Origin of the sequence: Acidovorax sp. YS12 (assembly GCA_021496925.1) — a bacterium.
Classification (GTDB): Bacteria; Pseudomonadota; Gammaproteobacteria; order Burkholderiales; family Burkholderiaceae_C; genus Paenacidovorax.
The window spans coordinates 758468-780705 of the sequence record CP053915.1 but is presented as its reverse complement, the minus strand read 5'-3'; the positions used below and the strand labels follow the sequence as shown (position 1 = coordinate 780705).

9 protein-coding genes are annotated in these 22238 nt (G+C 68.7%); 6 read left to right on the top strand and 3 right to left on the bottom strand.

The features are described 5' to 3' along the window. Positions 1–10: 10 nt before the first annotated feature. Positions 11–1249, bottom strand: a complete 1239-nt coding sequence (locus tag YS110_03690; GenBank protein ID UJB63935.1) for an acyltransferase — start codon at positions 1247–1249, stop codon at positions 11–13. 330 nt (positions 1250–1579) lie between these two features. On the opposite strand from YS110_03690, the gene YS110_03685 reads away from it, so the two are divergent. The 3 genes from YS110_03685 (at position 1580) to YS110_03675 (ending at position 10766) form a co-directional block, all read left to right on the top strand. Continuing rightward, positions 1580–4780 carry a patatin-like phospholipase family protein gene (locus YS110_03685; protein UJB63934.1) on the top strand — a complete coding sequence of 1067 codons (3201 nt, stop codon included), beginning with the start codon at positions 1580–1582 and terminating at the stop codon, positions 4778–4780. Between the two features lie 131 nt (positions 4781–4911). Further along, positions 4912–8964 (top strand): ATP-dependent RNA helicase HrpA, encoded by a 4053-nt coding sequence (hrpA, locus tag YS110_03680; GenBank protein ID UJB63933.1) that lies wholly within the window; start codon positions 4912–4914, stop codon positions 8962–8964. Between the two features lie 116 nt (positions 8965–9080). Next, positions 9081–10766, top strand: coding sequence for a long-chain fatty acid--CoA ligase (locus YS110_03675; protein UJB63932.1), 1686 nt, complete (start codon positions 9081–9083; stop codon positions 10764–10766). Positions 10767–10824: 58 nt separating this feature from the next. Here the strand turns inward: YS110_03675 and YS110_03670 are convergent, their stop codons facing one another. Both YS110_03670 and YS110_03665 read right to left on the bottom strand, forming a co-directional pair. After that, complete coding sequence (locus YS110_03670; protein ID UJB63931.1) at positions 10825–12660, bottom strand: succinylglutamate desuccinylase/aspartoacylase family protein; 1836 nt, start codon at positions 12658–12660, stop codon at positions 10825–10827. A 175-nt stretch (positions 12661–12835) separates the two neighbouring features. Beyond that, entirely contained in the window at positions 12836–14587 is a 1752-nt protein-coding gene (locus YS110_03665; GenBank protein UJB63930.1) for a DEAD/DEAH box helicase, read from the bottom strand. A gap of 261 nt (positions 14588–14848) precedes the next feature. Between YS110_03665 and ettA the strand changes: the two genes are divergently transcribed. The 3 genes from ettA to YS110_03650 all read left to right on the top strand — a co-directional run bounded on the left by ettA (position 14849) and on the right by YS110_03650 (position 22216). Next, positions 14849–16510, top strand: a complete 1662-nt coding sequence (gene ettA / locus YS110_03660; protein UJB63929.1) for an energy-dependent translational throttle protein EttA — start codon at positions 14849–14851, stop codon at positions 16508–16510. A 135-nt stretch (positions 16511–16645) separates the two neighbouring features. Next, positions 16646–19852, top strand: coding sequence for an AAA family ATPase (locus YS110_03655; GenBank protein ID UJB63928.1), 3207 nt, complete (start codon positions 16646–16648; stop codon positions 19850–19852). A gap of 105 nt (positions 19853–19957) precedes the next feature. Next, entirely contained in the window at positions 19958–22216 is a 2259-nt protein-coding gene (locus YS110_03650) for a DUF1631 family protein (GenBank protein UJB63927.1), read from the top strand. The last annotated feature ends 22 nt before the right edge of the window (positions 22217–22238 follow it).

Below are 22238 nucleotides of genomic sequence, written 5' to 3'. Positions count from 1 at the left end.
GCGCTACAAGCTATCGAAAAGAGAGCGCAGGCGGGCCGGCGGGGCGCTGGCGCGGCGGCGTGCGCGGGGCCGGCCGCGCGTCGCGCCAGCGCAGGGCCCAGCGCTCCACGGTGTAGAACGACAGCGCCGCCAGCGCCAGCGAAATCGCCAAGCCCAGCGCCACGGTGAGCGACCAGTGCAGGTCGGTGCGCAGGTAGCGCACCACCGGGTAGTGCCACAGGTAGACGCCGTAGGAGAGCCTGCCCACCCACACCAGCGCCGGGGCGCGCAGCATCTCGTGCAGCAGCGTGTGCTCGCGCTGCACGGCCAGCAGCGCCATCAGCGTGCCGCCTTCCACCACGGTGATGCCCCAGACCATGGCGTCCATGTTGTCCCACGAGTGGGCCATGAGCAGCGGCACCGCGAACACCAGCCACATGCCGTGCGCCATGCGCTGGCGCAGCGCGCCGAACCAGGCGGGCTGCTCGCGCAGCAGGCAGGCCAGCAGGCTGCCCATGAGCAGGCCCGAGGCGCGCGTGTCGAAGCGGAAGAACACCTCGTAGAACTGCTGGCCCTGTTCCACCCACAGCACGCGCCAGGCCCAGGCCAGCACGCACAGCAGCAGCACGGGGCGCCAGACCTTGCCCGGGGGCACGCGGCGCACCAGCAGCGCCAGCAGCGGCGGCCACAGCAGGTAGAAATGCTCCTCTACTGACAGCGACCACATGTGCAGCAGCTTGTCGGGCTGGTCGAAGAAGGCGATGCCGTAGTCGGCCAGGTAGAGCACGGCCACCAGCGCGTCGGCGTACATGTCGTCCAGGCCGGGCCACAGCAGCGGCGCCACCAGGCAGTACACGGCCAGGAACAGCAGCAGCGCCGGCATCAGGCGCAGGAAGCGGCGGCGGAAGAAGCGCAGGTAGTCGATGCGGCCCGTGCCCTGCAGCTCCTGCAGCAGCAGCGAGGTGATGAGGTAGCCGCTGAGCACGAAGAAGATGTCCACGCCGTAGAAGGCGCCCTCGAACATCGGCGCATGGGCGTGCGACAGCAGCACCAGCACGATGGCGACGGCGCGCAGCCCGTCCAGTGCGGGGTTGTAGGGCAGCCCGATGCGGCCCGGGGGAGGGGACTGTGGAACCTCGGCCAAAACCTGGCACCTCCTGAAAACATCGTGGGATGGATGCCCGGGCGGCGCTGCAGCGCAGGAACGACACCGGGAGCGGGGGAGTGGCGGCAACTGCCGCCAGGGGTTTCCGGCATGCGGCTGGCGCATGCCCATTCGGGTAAACCCGAAAGCGGCGGATTGTAGTCAGATCGTGTCAAGAATGTGTAAACAAGGGCGACGGGCGCGGGTGCCTCCGCCGCTGCGGCCTGCATCACCACCTATGGGTTACACCTAGTGACGTGTCTGCGTGCCTCAGTTACACATCCAGAAGGTTGGGACGGTTCCTCACGGATGCGCCTGCATTGTTTACAACGCCAGTGGATTCGTCGCATCGAAGGGGTGAAGCAAGGCCGCTCCATGGGGTGAGCCGTTTGCAGAAGGAGGGGTGAGCGATGACCGGAAAGTATTCAACTGGGGCCTGCTCCGCCGGCGAATGCCATGGATAAGCCTCCACCGAATGACTCAAGCGACCTGATTGCCGACCGAAGGCGAAAGCTTGTCAAAGGCAAGGCGGCGATTGCCGCGCAACTCCCCACCGATGGCAGCGATGTCTGGGGTCTGGCGCTTTCCGGGGGCGGCATCCGCAGTGCGACTTTCAGCCTGGGCTTGCTGCGCGGGCTGGCGCAACAGAAACTGCTCAACCGCTTCGACGTGCTGTCAACCGTTTCGGGCGGAGGCTATGTCGGCAGCGCGCTCGGCCGGCTCTATGTGCGCGAGCAACAGAGCCAGGCCGCGCAATCGCAGCCGTCCTCTGCGGCGCCCGCGCCTCCGGTGGCCGACCGGGTGGAAGCGGCGATGGCCCATGTCGAACGCACCTGGTTCGGCTGGTGGCTGAGATCCAACGGACGTTACCTGGCGCCCGCTGGATTCACCGACCGGCTGTTCGCCATCACCATCTGCCTGCGCAACCTCCTGGCATTGCACTTCGAGTTCGGACTCCTGGCCGTGCTGGCCGGATGCCTGTTGGCCGCCGTGGATCTCGGTGTATGGCAGGGCATTGCGGCAAACGGTTATCCGCTCGGCACGGTCACGCCACTTCTGAAACCGTGGCTTCCTACGGCATGGCTGCTGCTTCCGGTTGTCTTGCTGTTCGCGCTGCACTGGGTGTTCGCCTACTGGGACACCCAGTGGGTTGCCAAGCGGTTTGGCCGGTACTTTGCCTGGAAAGCGGCTTTGTGCGTGGCGCTGCTGGCTGCGGCGCTGACCATCTGCGGCCTGGCCGCTCCATCCGCAGGGCAGGGGACCGTGACCCTTTTCCGCCTTCTGCCTGGCGTGGCGTTCGTGGTCGTTCTGCTCTTGGCCACTTCTGCGCTGGATGCCTGGTGCACCTGGCGCGGTTTGGTAAGGCAAGCCCGTGACGCGCCGGTGGATGATGTCTTGGCGGAGATGCGCAACCAATTGACCTCGCGGCTGATGTGGTGCCTCGGAATCGGCGCACTCATTCTGGCGCTGGGCGTTGCCGAGCGTCTGGCATGGCTGCTGGCATTCGAGTCGAGAATTTTCCAGACGCTTGACCTCGGCATCGTGCTGGCCGTTTTGGCTGGCGCCGCGCAGGCCGTGGTGACAAGCCTTGGCAAGCGCAAGACCCAGGAGCAGCAGCGCGCGGAGCAGTCCAGCCCCCTCGCGCTCTATCTTCTGCAAGGGGTCGGCTATCTGTTCACGGCGGCGCTTTTTGTCTGCTGGGTGTCGCTGGTGCTGAAAATCAGCTTCGGCCCGGTGTTTCCAGACCTTGGCAAGCCCGGTGGCGTACCGCAGCCGCTGCACTTCGGCGCGGGCTGGCTGGCCTTGCTCTGCGTCTTTGTCCCGCCTGCACTCTATGTCGTGGCCACGGGATCGAACCTGGGGTTTCTGAACCTGTCTTCCCTGCACACCTTCTACAAGGCACGGCTGGTTCGCACTTGGTTCGGCGCGACCAACCCGGAGCGGTTCCGGGACCGTGGCGTCGCTTCGGCCCTTCAAACCATCCATGCGAACGAACTCACCACGAGCAAGGTGGAGAATGTCGGCAAGGTCGCCGCAGGGGATGACATCCTGCTCAAGGACTACGCGCCGCACCTCGCCGGCGGCCCCGTCCACATCATCAACACCTGCGTGAACCAGACGGCGGACCCCAAGGGCAGGCTGTTCAACCGTGACCGCAAGGGCTTGCTCCTGAGCGTGCGTTCCGGCGGCGCTTCACGGCTCAGCCAAGAGGGCTGGAGAGATGAGTTCAAGGGGATTGGCAAGCTCAGCGTCGGCGGATGGGCCGCCATCTCCGGCGCTGCGGCGGCACCGGGCCTGGGTTACCGCACCCAGCGGGGATTGGCGGCGCTGCTCACCTTTGCGGGGGTGCGGCTGGGATACTGGCTGTCGCAATACGAGCGGGCAGGAGAACGCCCCTCCATCTACACCCTATTGGCCAGGGCGAAAGAGAAGCCGCGTGCGCTGCTCCGGGAAATGTCCGCGACATTCAGCGCGGGCGCCACGGACGACTGGTTCCTCAGCGACGGCGGGCACTTCGAGAACACCGCTGTGTACGCGCTGCTTCTCGAACGTGCCAGCGTGATCGTTCTCGCAGACTGCGGAGCCGATCCCGGCTATTCGTTCGAGGATGTGGAAAACCTGGTGCGCAAGGCGCGCATCGACCTGGGCGTCACCATCACCTTTCGCCAGCCGCGCGACCTGTCGTCTGTTCCGCCGACGGTGCCTTTCAGCCTTTTCAATGCCTGGCGCAAAAGTCGCAGGTACTTCGGTTCGCTGCAGGAGCTTGCGCAGGACGGCGGCAGCGCCTGCCTGGCGCTCGCCACGGTCGACTATCCAGACGTGGCCTCGCAGGCGCCGGGGATTCTCGTTCTGGTCAAGCCCAATACCTGCACATCGGTGGCGCTGGATGTGGCGAACTACAAGCGCCAGCACCCGCGGTTTCCACAGGAATCCACGGGCGATCAATTCTTCAGCGAAAACCAGTGGGAGTCCTATTTCTCATTGGGCACCGACCTTGGCAAGCACCTTTCCCATGATTTGCTGGCCCCATTGCGGACGCACCTCGATGCGGTATTCGACCTGGGCGGCAGTGGGCCGGCCTCTCTTTTGCCCGCCACGCCCAGCGCGGCCACGGACGACCAGCCCGCGGCGGCCCCGGCGTCAAGAAGTATCTGGGGGCCGCAGGCAGGCGCCGTCGGCGCGACCCTGGGTGCGGGCGCGGTCATCTCGGTCGCCATTGCTGCCTGGCAGTCTTTCGATGCATACCGCACGGACCAGGCCGAGCGCACCGCTGGCGAGCGCGCCGCCATGGCGAATATTTCCGATCTCTGGGGAGGCCTGTCGTCCACGGCGGCTTCCAGTGACCCGTCGGGGGCCGCGAACAAGCTCGCGGCCGCCTTGCTGCGCGCCGGCGATGCCTATTGCGTGAAAGGCGAGGCAGGCTGGCCCATGAAGTCGGAACTGGGCCGGCATATCGTTGGCGAAGCCGTCCGGGCGTGCGAAGCGCTGAAATCCGGCATGGGATCGGCGTGCCAGGCATTGGCCGAGGCGCGACACGGACTCGGCTCCATGCCAGCGGAATCCTGCTTCAGGGAAACGCCTGCGCCATCGCGAGTGGTCTATTGGGGGTATGACTACAGCGCCAAGGAGAGGTCTCAGGGCACACCCGGAGAGTGATTTCGCAGCAAATGCCACTTGCGCAGGTGCTCCTGTTTCAATAGCTGCTTGCGCTTGCATGGCAAGGGTTGCAGGCTGTTTTTGCTTGTTTTTGCGCTGAACGCTCTGGCGCGCGCGGATAATCGCGCCCCGTGCCCCTGTCCATCACTTTCCCCGAATCCCTTCCCGTTTCCGCCCGGCGCGACGAAATCGCCGAGGCGATGCGAAAACACCAGGTCATCATCGTCTGCGGTGAAACCGGCTCCGGCAAGACCACGCAACTGCCCAAGATCGCCCTTGCCTTGGGGCGTGGCCGCCGCAATGCGCCCGAGGGGCAGAAGGGCCGCCTCATCGGCCACACGCAGCCGCGCCGCATTGCCGCCAGCAGCGTGGCCAAGCGCATCGCCGAGGAGCTGAAGACGCCGCTGGGCGAGGTGGTGGGCTACAAGGTGCGCTTCCAGGACACGCTGCAAAAGGGCGCCTCGGTCAAGCTGATGACAGACGGCATCCTGCTGGCCGAGACGCAGACCGACCCGCTACTCAAGGCCTACGACACGCTCATCATCGACGAGGCGCACGAGCGCAGCCTGAACATCGATTTCCTGCTGGGCTACCTCAAGCAGATCCTGCCCCAGCGGCCCGACCTGAAGGTGGTGGTGACCTCGGCCACCATCGACGCGGAGCGCTTCGCCAGGCACTTCGCGGGCCAAAGCGGCCCCGCGCCAGTCATCATGGTCTCGGGCCGCACCTACCCGGTGGAGATGCGCTACCACCCGTTCGAGGAAAAGAAGGACTACGACCTGAACGACGCCATCGCCGACGGTGTGGACGAACTCTGGCAGGGCGGGCGGGGCGGCGACATCCTGGTCTTCCTGCCCGGCGAGCGCGAGATCCGCGAGGCGGCGGACCACCTGCGCAAGCATTTGCAGCATTCGCCCGTGCTGCGGAGCAGCGAGGTGCTGCCGCTGTTCTCGCGCCTGTCGCAGGCGGAGCAGGACCGCATCTTCGACGGCCACACCGGCCGGCGCATCGTGCTGGCCACCAACGTGGCGGAAACATCGCTCACCGTTCCTGGCATTCGTTATGTGATCGATGCAGGTACGGCGCGCGTCAAGCGCTATTCCTTCCGCAGCAAGGTGGAGCAACTGCTGGTCGAGCCCATCAGCCAGGCGGCGGCCAACCAGCGCGCCGGGCGCTGCGGGCGCGTGGCCCACGGCATCTGCATCCGCCTCTACGGCGAGGACGATTTCAACCAGCGCGACCGCTTCACCGACCCCGAGATCCTGCGTTCATCGCTGGCCGGCGTCATCCTGCGCATGAAGGCGCTGGGCCTGGGCGACGTGGTGAACTTCCCGTTCCTCGAAGCGCCCTCGGGCCGCGCCATCGCCGACGGCTACCAACTGCTGCAGGAGCTGGGCGCGGTCGATGAGCGCGGCAATCTGCTGCCCATGGGCCAGGAGCTGTCGCGCCTGCCGCTGGACCCGCGCGTGGGCCGCATGATCCTGGAGGCGCGCGCGCGCGGCGCGGTGGCCGAGGTGCTGGTGATCGCCTCGGCCCTGTCGGTGCAGGACGTGCGCGACCGGCCGCTGGAGGCGCAGCAGCAGGCCGACCAGCAGCACGCCAAGTTCGACGACGACAAGAGCGAGTTCTCGGGCTACCTGCGCCTGTGGCAGTGGCTGCACGACGCGCGCGGCGGCAAGGTGGTGGCCATGAGCCGCAAGGAAATGGCCGCGCACAGCGCCCCGGCGCAGCGCCAGAACGCGCGCCAGACGGCCTTCCTGCCCGTGGCCCAGCGCGGCAGCGGCGCCCAGGCGCCGCAGGCGCCGGAGCAGCGGCCCGCAGCCTTTCACCCCGCCGGCACGGCGCCCGAGCCCGACGCCACGCACAAGCTCAGCAACCGCCAGTGGGAGCAGCTGCTGCGGCAGAACTTCATCAACATCCGCCGCGTGCGCGAGTGGCGCGACATCCACTCGCAGCTGCTCACCGTGGTCAGGGAGCACCGCTGGCAGGTCAACACCCAGCCCGCCAGCTACGAGGCGGTGCACCTGTCCATGCTCTCGGGCCTGCTGGGCAACATCGGCTTCAAGGGCGAGGAGAGCGAGGCCTACCTGGGCGCGCACGGCATCCGCTTCCACCCGCACCCCGGCGCGCACCTGGGCAAGAAGCCCGGGCGCTGGATCGTCGCGGCCGAGCAGGTCGAGACCTCGCGCCTCTACGGCCGGGGCATCGCCGCCATCGAGCCCCAGTGGCTGGAGGAGGTGGGCGGCCATCTGCTGAAGAAGCAGCTGCTCGACCCGCACTGGTCCAAGAAGCAGGCCGACGTGGTGGCCTACGAGCGCGCCACGCTGTACGGCCTGGTGGTCTACAACGGGCGCGGCGTGAGCTACGGCCGCATCGACCCGCACGAGGCGCGCCAGCTCTTCATCCGCCGCGCGCTGGTCGAGGGCGAGTGGGAGACGCACTGGCCCTTCCTCGCCGCCAACCACAAGCTGGTGCGCAAGGTGGAGGAGCTGGAGCACAAGAGCCGCCGCCAGGACGTGCTGGTGGACGACGAACTGATCTACGCCTTCTACGACCAGCACATTCCCGAGGGCATCTACAGCGGCGCCACCTTCGACAAGTGGTTCCGCCCCGCCAGCAAGGCCGATGCCGGCCTGCTGCTGCTCAAGCGCGACGAGCTGATGCGCCACGAGGCGGCGGGCATCACCACCGAGAAGTTCCCCAGGACCGTCAAGCTCGGCGGCGCTGACTGCTCGGCCGCCTACCTGCACAGCCCGGGCGACGCGCGCGATGGGCTGACCGTCACGGTGCCGCTGTTCGTGCTCAACCAGGTGAGCGAGGAGCGCGCCGAATGGCTCGTGCCCGGCATGCTCAAGGACAAGATCCAGGCGCTCCTGAAAAGCCTGCCGCAGCGCCCGCGCAGCCGCTTCGTGCCGCTGCCCGAGAACGCCGCGCGCCTGGCCGCGCTGTTCACCGCGGACGGGCGCTGGGCCGAGGCCACCGGCAAGGCTGGGCTGATCGACACGCTGCTCAAGCAGGTGCGCGATGAAACCTCGCTCGACGTGAAGCGCGCCGACTTCAAGCCCGACATGCTCAGCCCGCACCTGTTCATGAACTTCCGCGTGACCGACGAGCACGGCCGCCAGCTCGGACAGGGGCGCAACCTGGCTGCGCTCAAGGCCGAATGGGGCAGCAAGGCGCGCGGCGCCTTCCAGGCGCTTGCTTCATTAAAGATAGCTGGCAGCGCACAGCCAGCAACGGATTCGGATAAAAAACAGCAGAAAAACAGCCAGGAACAAGCGCCAGCAGCTCCTGAAAAGAGAGCGCAGGCCACACCGCCCGCCGTGGCCCCGCACGACGCGCGCTACACCGAATGGCGCTTTGGCGAGCTGCCCGAGCTGATGGAAATCAAGAAGGGCGGCCAGACGCTGCTTGGTTTTCCGGCGCTCATCGACCACGGCGAGGCCGTGGCCATCGAGGTGTTCGACGAACCCGAGGTGGCCGCCGCCCGCCACCGCGTGGGCCTGCGCCGCCTGTTCGCGCTGCAGATCAAGGACGCGCTCAAGTACCTGGAAAAAAACATTCCCGACCTGCAGAGGATGGCCGTGGCCTACATGCCGCTGGGCACGCAGGAGGAGCTGCGCGCGCAGATCATCGCCGTAGCCATGGACCGCGCCTTCCTGCAGGACCCCTTGCCCGCCACCGAGGACGCCTTCAAGCAGCGCGTGCAGGAGGGCCGCGGCCGCCTGACGCTGATCGCCAACGAGGTGGCGCGCATGGCCGGCGCCATCCTGCAGGAATACGCCGCCGCGCAGCGCAAGATCAAGGACACCAAAAACGCTCCCGAAGCCACGCGGGACGCGGGCGAGCAGCTACAAAAGCTGATGCCAAAGAACTTCATCGCCCAGGCCCCCTGGGCGCAGTTGCAGCACTACGCGCGCTACCTCAAGGCCATCGGCGTGCGCCTGGACAAGTACCGCGCCGACCCGGCGCGCGACGCCGCCAAGCTCAAGGAGCTGCAGCCGCTGGAGCAGCGCTACGGGCGCCTGCTGGCCGAGCGCAAGGGCCAGCAGGACGCGCGCCTGCAGGAATACCGCTGGATGCTGGAGGAGCTGCGCGTGAGCTTCTTCGCGCAGGAGCTGCGCACGCCGTACCCGGTCAGCACCAAGCGGCTCGACAAGGTGTGGCAGCAGTTGCAGCACTGAACGCGAGCCATCCCCGGCGTCGCCCAGGTGACCCCGGCTCAGGGCTTTCCCCCGCGCCAGCGGGGCGCGCAAGCCTTAGCGTCAGCGGCTTGGCAACTTTTCCAACCGCTTTCGCTATGCAGCCACCCCATCTCGCCCATTGGCCCAGCCATCTGCCCCAGTCCATCACGGTGCCTGCCACCGCGCTGCCGGACAACCTCGACACCAGCGCGCGCCGCTACCCCGACAAGGCGGCGCTGGTGTTCTTCGGCCGGCAGGTGCCGTACCGCGAGCTGGCGCACACGGCAGAGCGCCTGGCCGCCTACCTGCACAGCGTGGGCGTGCGCCAGGGCGACCGCGTCATCCTGCTGATGCAGAACCTGCCGCAACTGGTGGCGGGGCACTTCGCCATCCTGCGTGCCAATGCCGTGGTGGTGCCGGTGAATCCCATGAACCTGGCCGAGGAGCTGAAACACTACATCACCGACGGCGAGGTGAAAGTGGCCATCGCCAGCGCAGACCTGGGCGCCGAGCTGGCCAAGGCCAGCAACGCCCTGCCGCCCGGCCAGCGCCTGGCGCACCTGCTGGTCACGCAGCCCGGCGAGTACCTGCCGCCGCCAGGGCAGGGCGACGCCATTCCGGCCGCCTGGCAGGCGTGGCTGACCGCGCAGCACCCGCTGCCTGCGCTGGATGGCGGCGCCACGGCGGCGTGGCAGGACGCGCTGGCCTGCACCACCCCCATGCCGCCGCTCACGGTGGGGCCGCAGGACCTGAGCGTGCTGCCCTACACCAGCGGCACCACGGGCCTGCCCAAGGGCTGCATGCACACGCACCGCAGCATCATGCACAACGCCGTGGCCTCGGCGCTGTGGGGCCAGGGCAGCAGCGAGAACGTGACGCTGACCGTCATCCCCATGTTCCACATCACCGGCATGGTGTCGGTAATGCATGCCAGCATCTACCTGGGCGCCACCATGGTGCTGATGCCGCGCTGGGACCGCGAGCTGGCCGGGCAACTGATCTCGCGCTACCAGGTGACGAACTGGACCAACATCCCGACGATGGTGATCGACCTGTTCGCCAGTCCGAACTTCCGCCAGTTCGACCTGCACAGCCTGGCCTACATCGGCGGCGGCGGCGCAGCCATGCCGCAGGCGGTGGCGCAGCGCCTGCTGGATGAATATGGCCTGACCTACCAGGAGGGCTACGGCCTGACCGAAACCGCCGCGCCCTCGCACAACAACCCGGCGCAGCACAGCAAGCAGCAGTGCCTGGGCATGCCGTTCATCGGCACCGAGTCGTTCATTGCCCACCCCGACACGCTGGAGCCCATGCCCCAGGGCGAGCAGGGCGAGATCGTGGTGAGCGGGCCGCAGGTGTTCTCGGGCTACTGGCGCAACGAGGGCGCCACGCGCGCCGCGTTCTTCGAGCGCGGCGGCAAGCGCTTCTTTCGCACCGGCGATCTGGGCTGGATGGACGCAGAGGGCTACTTCTTCATCACCGACCGCCTCAAGCGCATGATCAACGCCAGCGGCTTCAAGGTCTGGCCGGCCGAAGTGGAGGCGCTGATGTTCCGCCACCCCGCCATCCAGGAGGCCTGCGTGGTCTCCGCCAAGGACGCCTACCGCGGCGAAACCGTCAAGGCCGTGGTGGTGCTGCGCCCGTCGCACAAGGGCCAGGTGAGCGAGGAGGACGTCATCGCCTGGTGCCGCGAGAACATGGCGGCGTACAAGGTGCCGCGCATCGTCGAGTTCGCCGACGCGCTGCCCAAGAGCGGCAGCGGCAAGGTCATGTGGCGGCTGCTGCAGGACGCGGAGAAATAACTGCCAAATCGGCTGCCAGCCGTTGCGTGGAAAGCGCTGGCAGCTATCAATACAGGAGTTAATCCTGTTCCTCGAACACCAGTGACGGCGATGCCATCACGCGCGCGGCATCGCCCAGCTGGTGGATGAGCCGGTTGGCGAAGTAGCTGTTCTGCGTGTCGGGCTCCAGCGCCGCCACGGCCAGGTTGGCCAGCGGCTGGTTCAGCGGAACGTAGTAGCTGCCGGCAGGCACGTCGATGGCGGCGCGCGTGGCGCCGACCTCCACGCGCACGATGTCGCCGCCACCGGCCACGCTGCCGCGCACGTCCTCGCGCACGCCGGTGCTGCTGCTGGTCTCGGTGTAGGTGTCGGCCAGCACCGAGCCGGCCTCGGCCACGCGCAGCACCTGCAGGCCCAGCAGTTGCAGGCGCTCCACGGCGGGGCCGGCGCTGGCCGCCAGCCAGTAGCCGCAGGGGCGCGCGCGGGTCTTGAGCGGGCGCAGGGTGAGGGCGGAATTCCACTGCACCTGCACGCTGCGGTCGGCGCCGGTCACGGGGTCGAGCATCAGCAGCTCATGCTGGCCGGGCGTGGGGCCGGCCTCGATGGTGACCTCGCCCCGGCAGGCCTGGGCGCTGATGTCGCGCGCCACGAACGAGCGCACCTGCGCCAGGCTCTGGGCACGCTCGGCCGTGCTGCGCAGCGCGCTGGCCATGGCCGTGACCTGGGTGTGCACGCGGCGCTGCAGGTGCGCGCGGCCAATGCCCACGCCGCGCGTCTCCACGAGCAGGCTCACGGTGTTCTTCAGGCCGTTGACGTTGCGCCCGGTGTCGGGCTGCACGCCGCCCATGGACACGCGCAGGTCCTGCGGGTCGGTGGAGGTGGTGTAGTACCAGTCGCTGCTCAGTTTCTGGGCGCGCAGGGCGTCGGTCATCGGGGTGTAGTACCACTCGTGCGCGGCCTTGGTGACGAACTCGGGCAGGTTGGCCGTGGTGGCGTACTGCAGCAGCGCGTCGTAGCGCTGGATGGCGTTGAACTTCTGCAGGAACCGGCCCGTGACGGTGTACTCGTGCGCATCGATCACGGCCACGGGGCGGTAGTTGCGCACCAGCACCGCCAGCGCGCGCGCCTCGGGCGTGGCCAGCAGCAGGTGGTCGCGGTTCATGTCCACGCCGTTGGCCGTGGTGCGCTGGCCGCGCTCGGCCCCGTCGGGGTTGGCGCGCGGCACGAGGATGACGTTGAGGCGTTCGAGCAGCGGCTCCAGCAGGCCGCCGGGCGCCAGCTCGCGCGCCAGGACCAGCAGCGCCTCGCTGCCGGCGGGCTCGTCGCCATGCTGCTGGCCCACGAGCACCACCGTCGGGTGGCCCTGGGCCTCTAGGCTGGCGGCGTCCGCGCCCTGGGCGCGCGTGGCGACCAGGCCGAGGATGGGGGTGCCCGCCTGCGACAGGCCCAGCTCCTGCACGGCCAGGCGCGTGCCGCCGGGGGTGGCGGGGATTTCGAGCTGGCGCAGCCATTGCGCCAGCTCGGCATTCGTGGTGTAGGCGCTGCGGTTGTCGGCCAGGCCCGGGGTCTGGTAGCGCACCATCGGGTCCGGGAAGCGCGCGGCCACGGCGGGCCCGTAGGGCAGGGCCGCCAGCGGGGCGGGCTGGGCCGACGTTCCCAGCGGGTTGATGGTGACGCCGCCGGGGCTGGCCGGCGGCGCAGCCACCACCACGCCTGGCTGGGCCCGGGGCGGCAGGGGTGCCGGTGCCGCCGGGCGCGGCGCGGTGGCTGTGCCCGGCGTGGTGGGCCAGGGCGGCAGCGGGGTACTGGTGCAGGCGGCCAGCAGGGCCGCGGCACACGCCGCGGTGAGATGCGCCACGGCGGCCGGAGCGCGTGTGGGCGAGGGTGCGAGGGGGGTGGAGGGCGGAGTCGTCATGGTCGCGGTATGCCTGGGGTACGAAGTCTCACCTCGGGACGGCCCGCGCACCGCGCCGGCAAGGCGCGCCACGGCTCCGTCCAGGGGAGGGCCGGACTGCCCTCGCCGAAGCGTGCGATGTTAAGGCAATGCGACGCGGCCCCGCGGGTGCCGCGCGCAGCGGGGGGGCCGGGTGTCAGCGTCCGTAGCCGCCGCGTCCGCCGCGTCCGCCGCCACCACCACCACCGAAGCCGCCACGGAAGCCGCCGCCACCGCCGCGTCCGCCACGGTTGGCCATGCTGTCCACGCTGGTGCGCATCGGGTCGGGCTGGCCGCCGCCGGGCGTGGAGTGGCGCGCGGGCTTGGGATGGCCGAACTGGGTGCCCAGGTGGGCGTCGGCGCGCGGCTGGCGGTGGTCGTCGAAGTCGTCGTCGCGCGGCGGGCGCTCGCCCTGGCTGCGCCCGTTGCCGCCACGGCCGCCGCGTGCGCCGCCGCCGCTGCGGCCCCGGCCCTGGTTCTGGCCTGCCGGGCCCTGTGCGTTGCTGCGCGGGCCGCCCTGTGCCTGGCGCGGCCCCTGGCGCTGGCCCTGGCTGGCGCGCTCGCCGCGTTCACCGCCCTGGCCGGCTTCGCCGCCGGCCTTGCCGCCGCGCTCCTTCTGGGCCGTCTTGCTGGTGCGGATGCGTTCCATCATTTCCTGGCGCGCGGCCTTGGCGGCGGCCTGCATGACGTCGCGGCTCGGCGGCTTGCCGGCGCCGCCCCAGATGGTCTGGCGGCCCATGGCGATGGGCTCGGCCTTCTCGCCTTCCTCGGGGCCGAAGCCTTCGAGGATCTGCACCGGGATCTCCTGCTTGGTGAAGCGCTCGATCTCCATCATGAAGCCTTCCTCGTCCATGCACACCAGGCTCACGGCCTGGCCTTCCTTGCCGGCGCGGCCGGTGCGGCCGATGCGGTGCACGTAGTCCTCGGGGACGTTGGGGATCTCGTAGTTCACGACGTGCGGCAGGTCGTCGATGTCGATGCCGCGCGCGGCGATGTCGGTGGCCACCAGGGCGCGGATCTCGCCGCTCTTGAAGCCGGCCAGCGCCTGGGTGCGCGCGCTCTGGCTCTTGTTGCCGTGCAGTGCCATGGCGGTGACGCCGTTCTTGGTCAGGTAGTCGGCCACGTTGTTGGCGCCGAACTTGGTGCGCGTGAACACCAGCACCTGGCTCCAGTCGTGCTGCTGGATGATGTGCAGCAGCACCTGCTTCTTCTTGCCGCGGCCCACGGGGTGGATGACCTGGCTGATGCGCTGCACCGTGGTGTTGCGCGGCGTGACCTGGATGCTTTGCGGGTCCTTGAGCAGGTTGCCCGCCAGCTCGCGGATCTCGTCGCTGAACGTGGCCGAGAACAGCAGGCTCTGCTTGGTGCGCGGCAGCAGCGCCAGCACCTTCTTCACGTCGTGGATGAAGCCCATGTCGAGCATGCGGTCGGCTTCGTCGAGCACCAGCACCTCGACGCTGGACAGGTCCATGAAGCCCTGCTGCTGCAGGTCCAGCAGGCGCCCGGGGGTGGCCACGAGCACGTCCACGCCGCGCTTGATGCGCTCGATCTGCGGGTTCATGCCCACGCCGCCGAAGATCACGGTGGAGTTCAGGTCGAGGTACTTGCCGTAGTCGCGCACGGACTCCTCGACCTGCGCCGCGAGTTCGCGCGTGGGCGTCAGCACCAGGGCGCGGATGCCCTTGCCGCCGAATTGGCTGCGCGGGGCCTGGCCTTCGGCCAGGCGCTGCAGCAGCGGCAGCGTGAAGGCGGCAGTCTTGCCGGTGCCGGTCTGTGCGCCGGCCAGCAGGTCGTGGCCGGCGAGCACCAGCGGAATGGCCTGGGCCTGGATCGGCGTCGGCTGGGCATAGCCCTGTTCTTGCACGGCCTTGAGAATGGCCGGAGCCAGCTTCAGTTCGTCGAATGTCATGAAATTTAGGAAGTGCGCCCATCCGGGGCGCTGGGTATCGGCCTTGCGCAGCGCCTTGGGGGGCGCCACGCCAGTTATGCAGGCAGATGGGGTTCAAGGGTGGGAGCTTGGGAAAAAGGCTTTCCCGTCGTCCCCAGCTTCAGCGCTGTTGCCAGGGCAACTGGAACCCATGGCAGGGGGTATTGTCGCATGCGTCGATAATCCCAGGTTGCGCGCCGAAATCCGGCGCTCCTTTTTTTGCAGTTTTTTTCACAACGCGCCATGGCCCAATACGTCTATTCGATGAACCGTGTCAGCAAGACCGTGCCCCCGAAGCGGCAGATCTTGAAAGACATTTCGCTGTCCTTCTTCCCCGGCGCCAAGATCGGCGTGCTCGGCCTCAACGGGTCGGGCAAGTCCTCGCTGCTGAAGATCATGGCCGGCGTGGACAAGGAGATCGAGGGCGAGGCCATCCCCATGGCGGGCCTGAAGATCGGCTACCTGCCGCAGGAGCCGCAGCTCAACCCCGAGCACACCGTGCGCGAGAGCGTGGAAGAAGCCATGGGCGAGGTCTTCGCCGCCAAGGCCAAGCTCGAAGAGGTGTATGCCGCCTACGCCGAGCCGGATGCCGACTTCGACGCCCTGGCCGCCGAGCAGGCGCGCCTCGAAGCCATCATCGCCACGGCAGGCACCGACTCCGAGCACCAGCTCGAAATCGCCGCCGACGCGCTGCGCCTGTCGCCCTGGGACGCCAAGGTGGGCGTGCTCTCGGGCGGCGAGAAGCGCCGCATCGCGCTGTGCCGCCTGCTGCTGTCCAAGCCCGACATGCTGCTGCTCGACGAGCCCACCAACCACCTGGACGCCGAGTCGGTCGAGTGGCTGGAGCAGTTCCTGCACCGCTTTCCTGGCACCGTGGTGGCCATCACCCACGACCGCTATTTCCTCGACAACGCGGCCGAGTGGATTCTCGAACTCGACCGCGGCCACGGCATTCCCTACAAGGGCAACTATTCCGAGTGGCTGCTGCAGAAGCAAAACCGCCTGGAGGCCGAGCAAAAGGGCGAGGAAGCGCGCGCCAAGGCCCTGAAGAAGGAACTGGAGTGGGTGCGCCAGAACGCCAAGGGCCGCCAGGCCAAGAGCAAGGCGCGCATCGCCCGCTTCGAGGAGCTGAGCGACCACGAATACCAGAAGCGCAACGAGACGCAGGAAATCTTCATTCCCGTGGCCGAGCGCCTGGGCACGCAGGTCATCGAGTTCCACAACGTCACCAAGAGCTTTGGCGACCGCGTGCTGATCGACAACCTGAGCTTCACCGTTCCCGCCGGGGCCATCGTCGGCATCATCGGGCCGAACGGCGCGGGTAAATCGACGCTGTTCAAGCTGATCGCCGGGCGCGAGCAGCCCGACGAGGGCACGGTGGTCATCGGCCAGACCGTGAAGATGGCCTACGTGGACCAGTCGCGCGATGCGCTGTCCGACGAGAAGACCGTGTGGGAAGACGTCTCGGGCGGCCTGGACATGCTGAACATCGGCAAGTTCCAGATGGCCAGCCGCGCCTACTGCGGCCGCTTCAACTTCAACGGCCAGGACCAGCAGAAGAAGGTGGGCCTGCTCTCGGGCGGCGAGCGCGGGCGCCTGCACCTGGCCAAGACGCTGATCCAGGGCGGCAACGTGCTGCTGCTCGACGAACCCTCGAACGACCTCGACGTGGAAACCCTGCGCGCGCTGGAAGACGCGCTGCTCGAATACGCCGGCACGGTGCTGGTCATCAGCCATGACCGCTGGTTCCTCGACCGCATCGCCACGCACATCCTGGCCGCCGAGGGCGACAGCCAGTGGGTGTTCTTCGACGGCAACTACCAGGAATACGAGGCCGACAAGAAGAAGCGCCTGGGCGAGGAGGGCGCCAAGCCCAAGCGCATGCGCTACAAGGCGCTGAAGTAACCTGAACTTCAGAAAACATAGCAGCCAGCGCGCGCAGGGCGCCATTTTCAGGCAATAAACCAGCCTGAAATGGCGCCCTGCGCGCGCTGGCTGCTATCAAAATAAAGCAGGCGGCACACAGGGGGAACTCCATCCATGGCGACGATCGAGGTGAAAAGCGGCTGGCTGGGCAAGGTCACGCTGCAGGATGCATTGGGCCGCGCCCGGCCGGGAGACACGGTGCTGATGGCGCCTGGCACGTACGTCGGCCAGGGGCTGGACGTGCCGCACCAGGACATCAAGATCTGCGCCGCCGCGCGCGGCACGGTCCATCTGTATTTCCAGTTGCGCATCAAGGGGCGGGCGGTGCTGGAAAACCTGTCGTTCGACAGTGCGCAAGGATCCGGCAACCCCGTGTGGGTGGCGCCGGGCGCGCAGGCGACCGTGCTGGGCTGCGATATGGCCAGCACCGACGGTGCCTGCGTGAGCGTGCAGGGTTGGAGCCGGCTGGCCGATTGCACCTTCCGCAGCCGGGAAAGCAATGCGGTGTTCGTGTCCAGGGGCGGGCAGGCCGAAGTGCAGGACTGCATCTCCATGGCGAGCGGAAAACCCGCGTTCATGGCCCAGGATCCCGACAGCCAGTTGACCCTCCGGCGCACCCAGGCCAGGGACATGGGAGACGTTGCCGCCTGGGCCTACGCCCAGGCGCGGGTGGCGGTGCAGGACTGCGATCTGGGCGGTTCCTCGAACGGCAAGAAAACCGTGCTGCTGGCATCGAAGGGCGGGCTGCTCCAGGTGCGTGGCAGCAAGCTGCATGACGCCGCCTCCTGCGGCGTCTGGGTTACCGAGGGCGGCAGCGCCGAAGTGGCGGACTGCGAACTGTGGGGGTGTGGCCATAGCGCGCTGGAGGTCCAGGACATGGGCAGCGTTCTTCGCGTCCACCAGACGCAGGTGCGGGATACGGCGCGGAACGCTGTCTTCGCCCATGCCCAGGCCCAGGTGGAAATCAGAGGCTGCGATTTCAGTCGCTGCGGAGAAGACTATCCAGCGGTCATCGTTGGGACGGGCGCACAGGCCCAGGTGCATGCCAGCAAGCTGCACGATACCGGCTCCCATGGCGTCTGGGTCAAGGAAGGCGGCAGCGCCGAGGTGGCGGACTGCGAACTGTGGGGCTGCGGCGTGAGCGCGCTGGACGTGCAGGACGCCGCCAGCCGCCTGGCCCTGCGCAAGAGCAGGGTGCGGGATACGGCGCGCCATGGGCTCCTGGCCAGAAACCAGGCACAGGCAATGGTGGAGGACTGCGATTTCAGCGGCGGCCAGGATGCCCAGTACCCATGCGTCATGGCGATGGAAGGGGCACAGGTACAGATGCACGGCAGCAAGCTGCACGACACGGCGGGCAATGGCGCGGCGGCCCAAAGTGGCGGGCGCATCGAGATGCATGGCGGCGCACTGTGGAACTGCGGCGCCAGCGGCGCGTTCGTCCATGGCGAGGCCAGCCAGATCAGCGTGCACAACGCAGCCTTCCGGGGCGAGCCGCCGTACGTGGAGGCGCGCCAGGGCGGCACCGCCATGCTGATGCGCTGCGATTTCGCGCAGGCCGATGAAAAGCGGGCCTGGAAGGCGGACCAGGACAGCGCCATTGCCCCTTCGCGCTGCACCTTCGCGCAGATGGCCGCAGCCGAGGCCGAGGGCGCAGCGCCGTCCGCGCCTCCTGCCGTGGCACCGGCCGCGCCCGCAGATGCGCCGGGCGATGCCCTGGCCCAGCTCGACGGCCTGGTCGGCCTGCAGGGCGTCAAGGACGAAATCCGCAAGCTGGCGCGCCTGGCCACGGTGCAAAGGCGCCGCAAGGAGCAGGGCCTGCCCGTGGCGCCCGTCACGCTGCACTGCGTGTTCACCGGCAACCCCGGCACCGGCAAGACCACGGTGGCGCGCCTGCTGGGGCAGGTGTATGCCGAACTGGGGCTGCTTCAAAGAGGCCATCTGGTGGAAGTGGACCGCGGCAAGCTGGTGGCCCCCTACATCGGCCAGACCGCGCCGCTGGTGGCGAAACACGTGGAGGAAGCGCTGGACGGCGTGCTCTTCATCGACGAGGCCTATGCCTTGAACCAGCCGGGCAACGAGAAGGACTTTGGCCGCGAAGCCATCGACGCGCTGCTCAAGGCCCTGGAAGACCACCGCGACCGCCTGGCCGTGGTGGTGGCGGGCTACGCGGGGCCGATGCGCCGCTTCATCGAGGCGAATGCCGGCCTGGCCTCGCGCTTCACGCGCTACCTGGATTTCGAGGACTACGACCCGTCCGCGCTCAAGCAGATCCTGGTCAAGCTGTTGCACGAACACGCCTATCACTTCGGCACGCCGGCCGATGAAGCGCTGACGCGCCACATTGCCGACCTGCACCGCCGGCGCGACGAGAACTTTGGCAATGCCCGCGACATGCGCAAGCTGTTCGAGAGCATGGTTGAGCACCAGGCCATGCGCGTGGCCGAGGACGAGCATGCCGACATCCAGGAACTGCTGCCCGCCGACATTCCCACGCTGCAACTGGCCCCCGAGGATGGCCTGGACCAGGTGCTGGCGCAGTTGAACGCCATGGTCGGCCTCGATGAAGTGAAGGCTGAAGTCGCCAAGCTGGTGAACCTGGTCAAGGCCAATGCGCGCCGGGCCGCACAGGGGCAGCCGCAGGGGGCGCAGGCGGTCAACCTGCACCTGGTCTTCAGCGGCAACCCCGGCACGGGCAAAACCACGGTGGCGCGGCTGATCGGCCGCATCTACCAGGCCCTGGGCCTGCTGCGCAGCGGCCATGTGGTGGAGGTGGACCGTGCCGCGCTGGTCGGCCAGTACGTGGGCCAAACGGCCATCAAGACCGGGGAGAAGGTCAAGGACGCGCTCGACGGCATCCTCTTCATCGACGAGGCGTACACCCTGGCCCAGGGCGGCGCGCAGGACTTCGGGCGCGAGGCCATCGACGCCCTGCTCAAGCACATGGAAGACAAGCGCGAGCGGCTGGCCGTGATCGTGGCCGGATACGGCGGGCAGATGGCGGAATTCCTGGGCGCCAATCCGGGGCTGGAATCGCGCTTCATGCGGCGCATCCACTTCGAGGACTATGGGCCGGATGCGTTGTCGGGCATCTTCCAGCAGTGCTGCGCGGCCCAGGGGTTCGTTCTCGACGGCGAAGCCCTGGCCCGTGCCCAGGCCTTGCTGGAAGACATGCACCGCCGCCGCGACGCCCATTTTGGCAATGGGCGCACGGTGCGCAATCTTTTCGAGCGGGTCAAGGAGGCCCAGGCCAGCCGTCTGGCCCATGAGCCCGATGCGCAGGCATCGCTGATCGTGGCGCGGGACATTGCCGATTTGTGAGAGAAGAAGGCGTCCAACTGGCAGCCGTGCCACAACACACGCAAAGAATCCCTTGCAGGTAGTAGCATCGGGCAGTTTCCTTCGCTTTTTTTGCATTCCCCCACCATGTCCCTTCCAGCGACCAGCGCCAGAACGGTTTTCCGCGCATGCGTCGTCAATGCCGTCCGCAGGGGGGAGGCGCTGATGGAGCAACTGCTTCAGGCCACGGCGGCGGCGCTGACGGCGGACGAGGCGGCCACGCGCGACGTGCACCAGCGCACCGAGCTGGCCGATGCCCTGCGCCTGCTGCGCGCGCATGCGCCCGCGCTGGTCAAGGCCTATCCCATGGCCTTGCTGGAAATCTTCGCCGAGGGGCCGGCCCCCGCCAAGGCCATGCCCGCGACGGCCACGGGCATGGATTTCGGCGAACTCTCGCTGATGGACGATGCGCAGGTGCAGGCGCAGGTGGAGTTCTCGCGCGCCCAGCAGTTGGCTGTGCATGCCACCGACGCCACGCTGGCCGAGCTCAACACCCTGGTCAGCGCGGCCCAGGGCCTGCGCAACGTGCAGCCCGAGCGCAATCCGCTGCGCCCGGACAACTACATCCGCGCGCTGCAGCAGGTGGTGGGCGAGACCGGCGTGTCCGGCGCCGTGCGCCAGGTGTGGATGCGCCACCTGCGCGATCCGCTGGGGCGGCTGCTCACCGAGGAATACGAGCGCACCGCCAAGGCGCTGCGCGAGCAGGGCGTGCAGCCGGTGGGCTATGCCGTGGCCGCCGGGCCGGGCATGGCGCGCCACAGCCAGCAAGGTGGCGGCTACGCGGCCAGCCAGCAGGGCGGCGGCTACGGCACCGGGTACGGCCACAGCATGGCCGCGGACCTGGCCGTGACGGGCTACAGCCGCAGCGGTGCGATGACCGGCTGGGGCTCGGGCTATTCCCCCGCGGCCGAGGCCGAGGAGGCCTTGCTCACCGTGGGCATGCTGCGCCAGATGCTGGCGTCGCAGCCCATGGACCCGCACCGGGTCGCCGTCAGCGCGCAAGGGGCCCTGGCGGCGCAGCAGCCCAGCCTGCAGGGCGGTGTCTACGCGCAGCAGGCCATGGCGGCCAGCGAGGCCATGGAGGACATCGCCGAGCTGGAGCGCATCGTCGGCCGCCTGGCCCAGGCGCATCCGGCCCAGGCCAGCCAGGGGGCGCCCCTGGTGGCGTGGCCAGGCGCGGGCGGCGTGCAGGCGGTGCCGGTGCTGGCGCCGGGCATGGTGTACGCCGTGCCCTCGGGCGCGCCGGCGGCCGATCCGGGCATGGCGGCGCAGGAGGTGGTGAGCCGCATGGTGGCGCACCTGGTGCAGGACGCGCGCCTGCTGCCCTCGGTGCAGCGGGCCGTGCGCAGCCTGGAGCCCGCGCTGCAGCAACTGGTGCGCCACGACCCCGTTTTCTTCAACGACGAGACGCACCCCGCGCGGCGCCTGCTCGACGAAGTGACCGAACGCAGCCGTTCCTTCGCGTCCGAGGACGCCACGGGCTTCAGCCGCTTCATGCGCGTGGTCAACGAGGCCGTGGTGCACCTGTCGGGCCAGAACATCCAGGACGCGGCGCCTTTCGCCTCGGTGCTGACGGCCCTTGAAACCGCCTGGGAGGCGCAGGCCAGGAAGGAGCGCGCCCAGCGCGAGGCCAAGGCGCAGGCGCTGCGCCAGGTGGAGCAGCGCGCCAAGCTGGCCGCGCAGATCGCGCAGGGCATCGGCAAGCTTGCGGACACCGGGCAGGTGCCCGCCGACATTGTGGATTTCGCCACCGGGCCCTGGGCCGAAGTGGCAGCGTGGGCGCAGATCCATGCGCCCGCCGAGGACGATCCGGGCGGCTATCTGGCACTGGTGCCGGAGCTGTTCTGGAGCGTGCAGCCCGGCCAGGTGGGCAGCGATGCGCAGCGCCTGGCGGCGGCGCTGCCGGGCATGCGCGAGACCTTGCGCCACGGGCTGCTGGGCATCGGCCGTTCCGAGGAGCACGTGCAGTCCTTCCTGGCGCGGCTGCAGGAGCGCCACGACGAAGTCCTGGCCCTGGCCCAGGCCGCCGCCGCGGCGGCCGCCGAGGAGCAGGCGCCCCCGGCCGAGGCCGAGGCTGCGCCGCAGCATGTGGACATCGACCTGGATATGGACGCCGGCGCGCCCGCGCAGCCGGTGGCGCAGGCCACTGCGGCGTTCAGCATCGGCGACTGGTTCGAGCTGCTCAGCCAGCGCCGCGCCGTACGCACGCAGCTCACCTGGGCCAGCCCGCACCAGACGCTGTTCCTGTTCACCGCGCCGGATGGCAGCACGCAGTCCATGACGCGGCGCATGTGCGACAAGCTGATGGCCGAGGGCAGCCTGCGCGCTTTGCCCCCGAAGGGCTGATAACTCTCTTTTTGATGGCTTC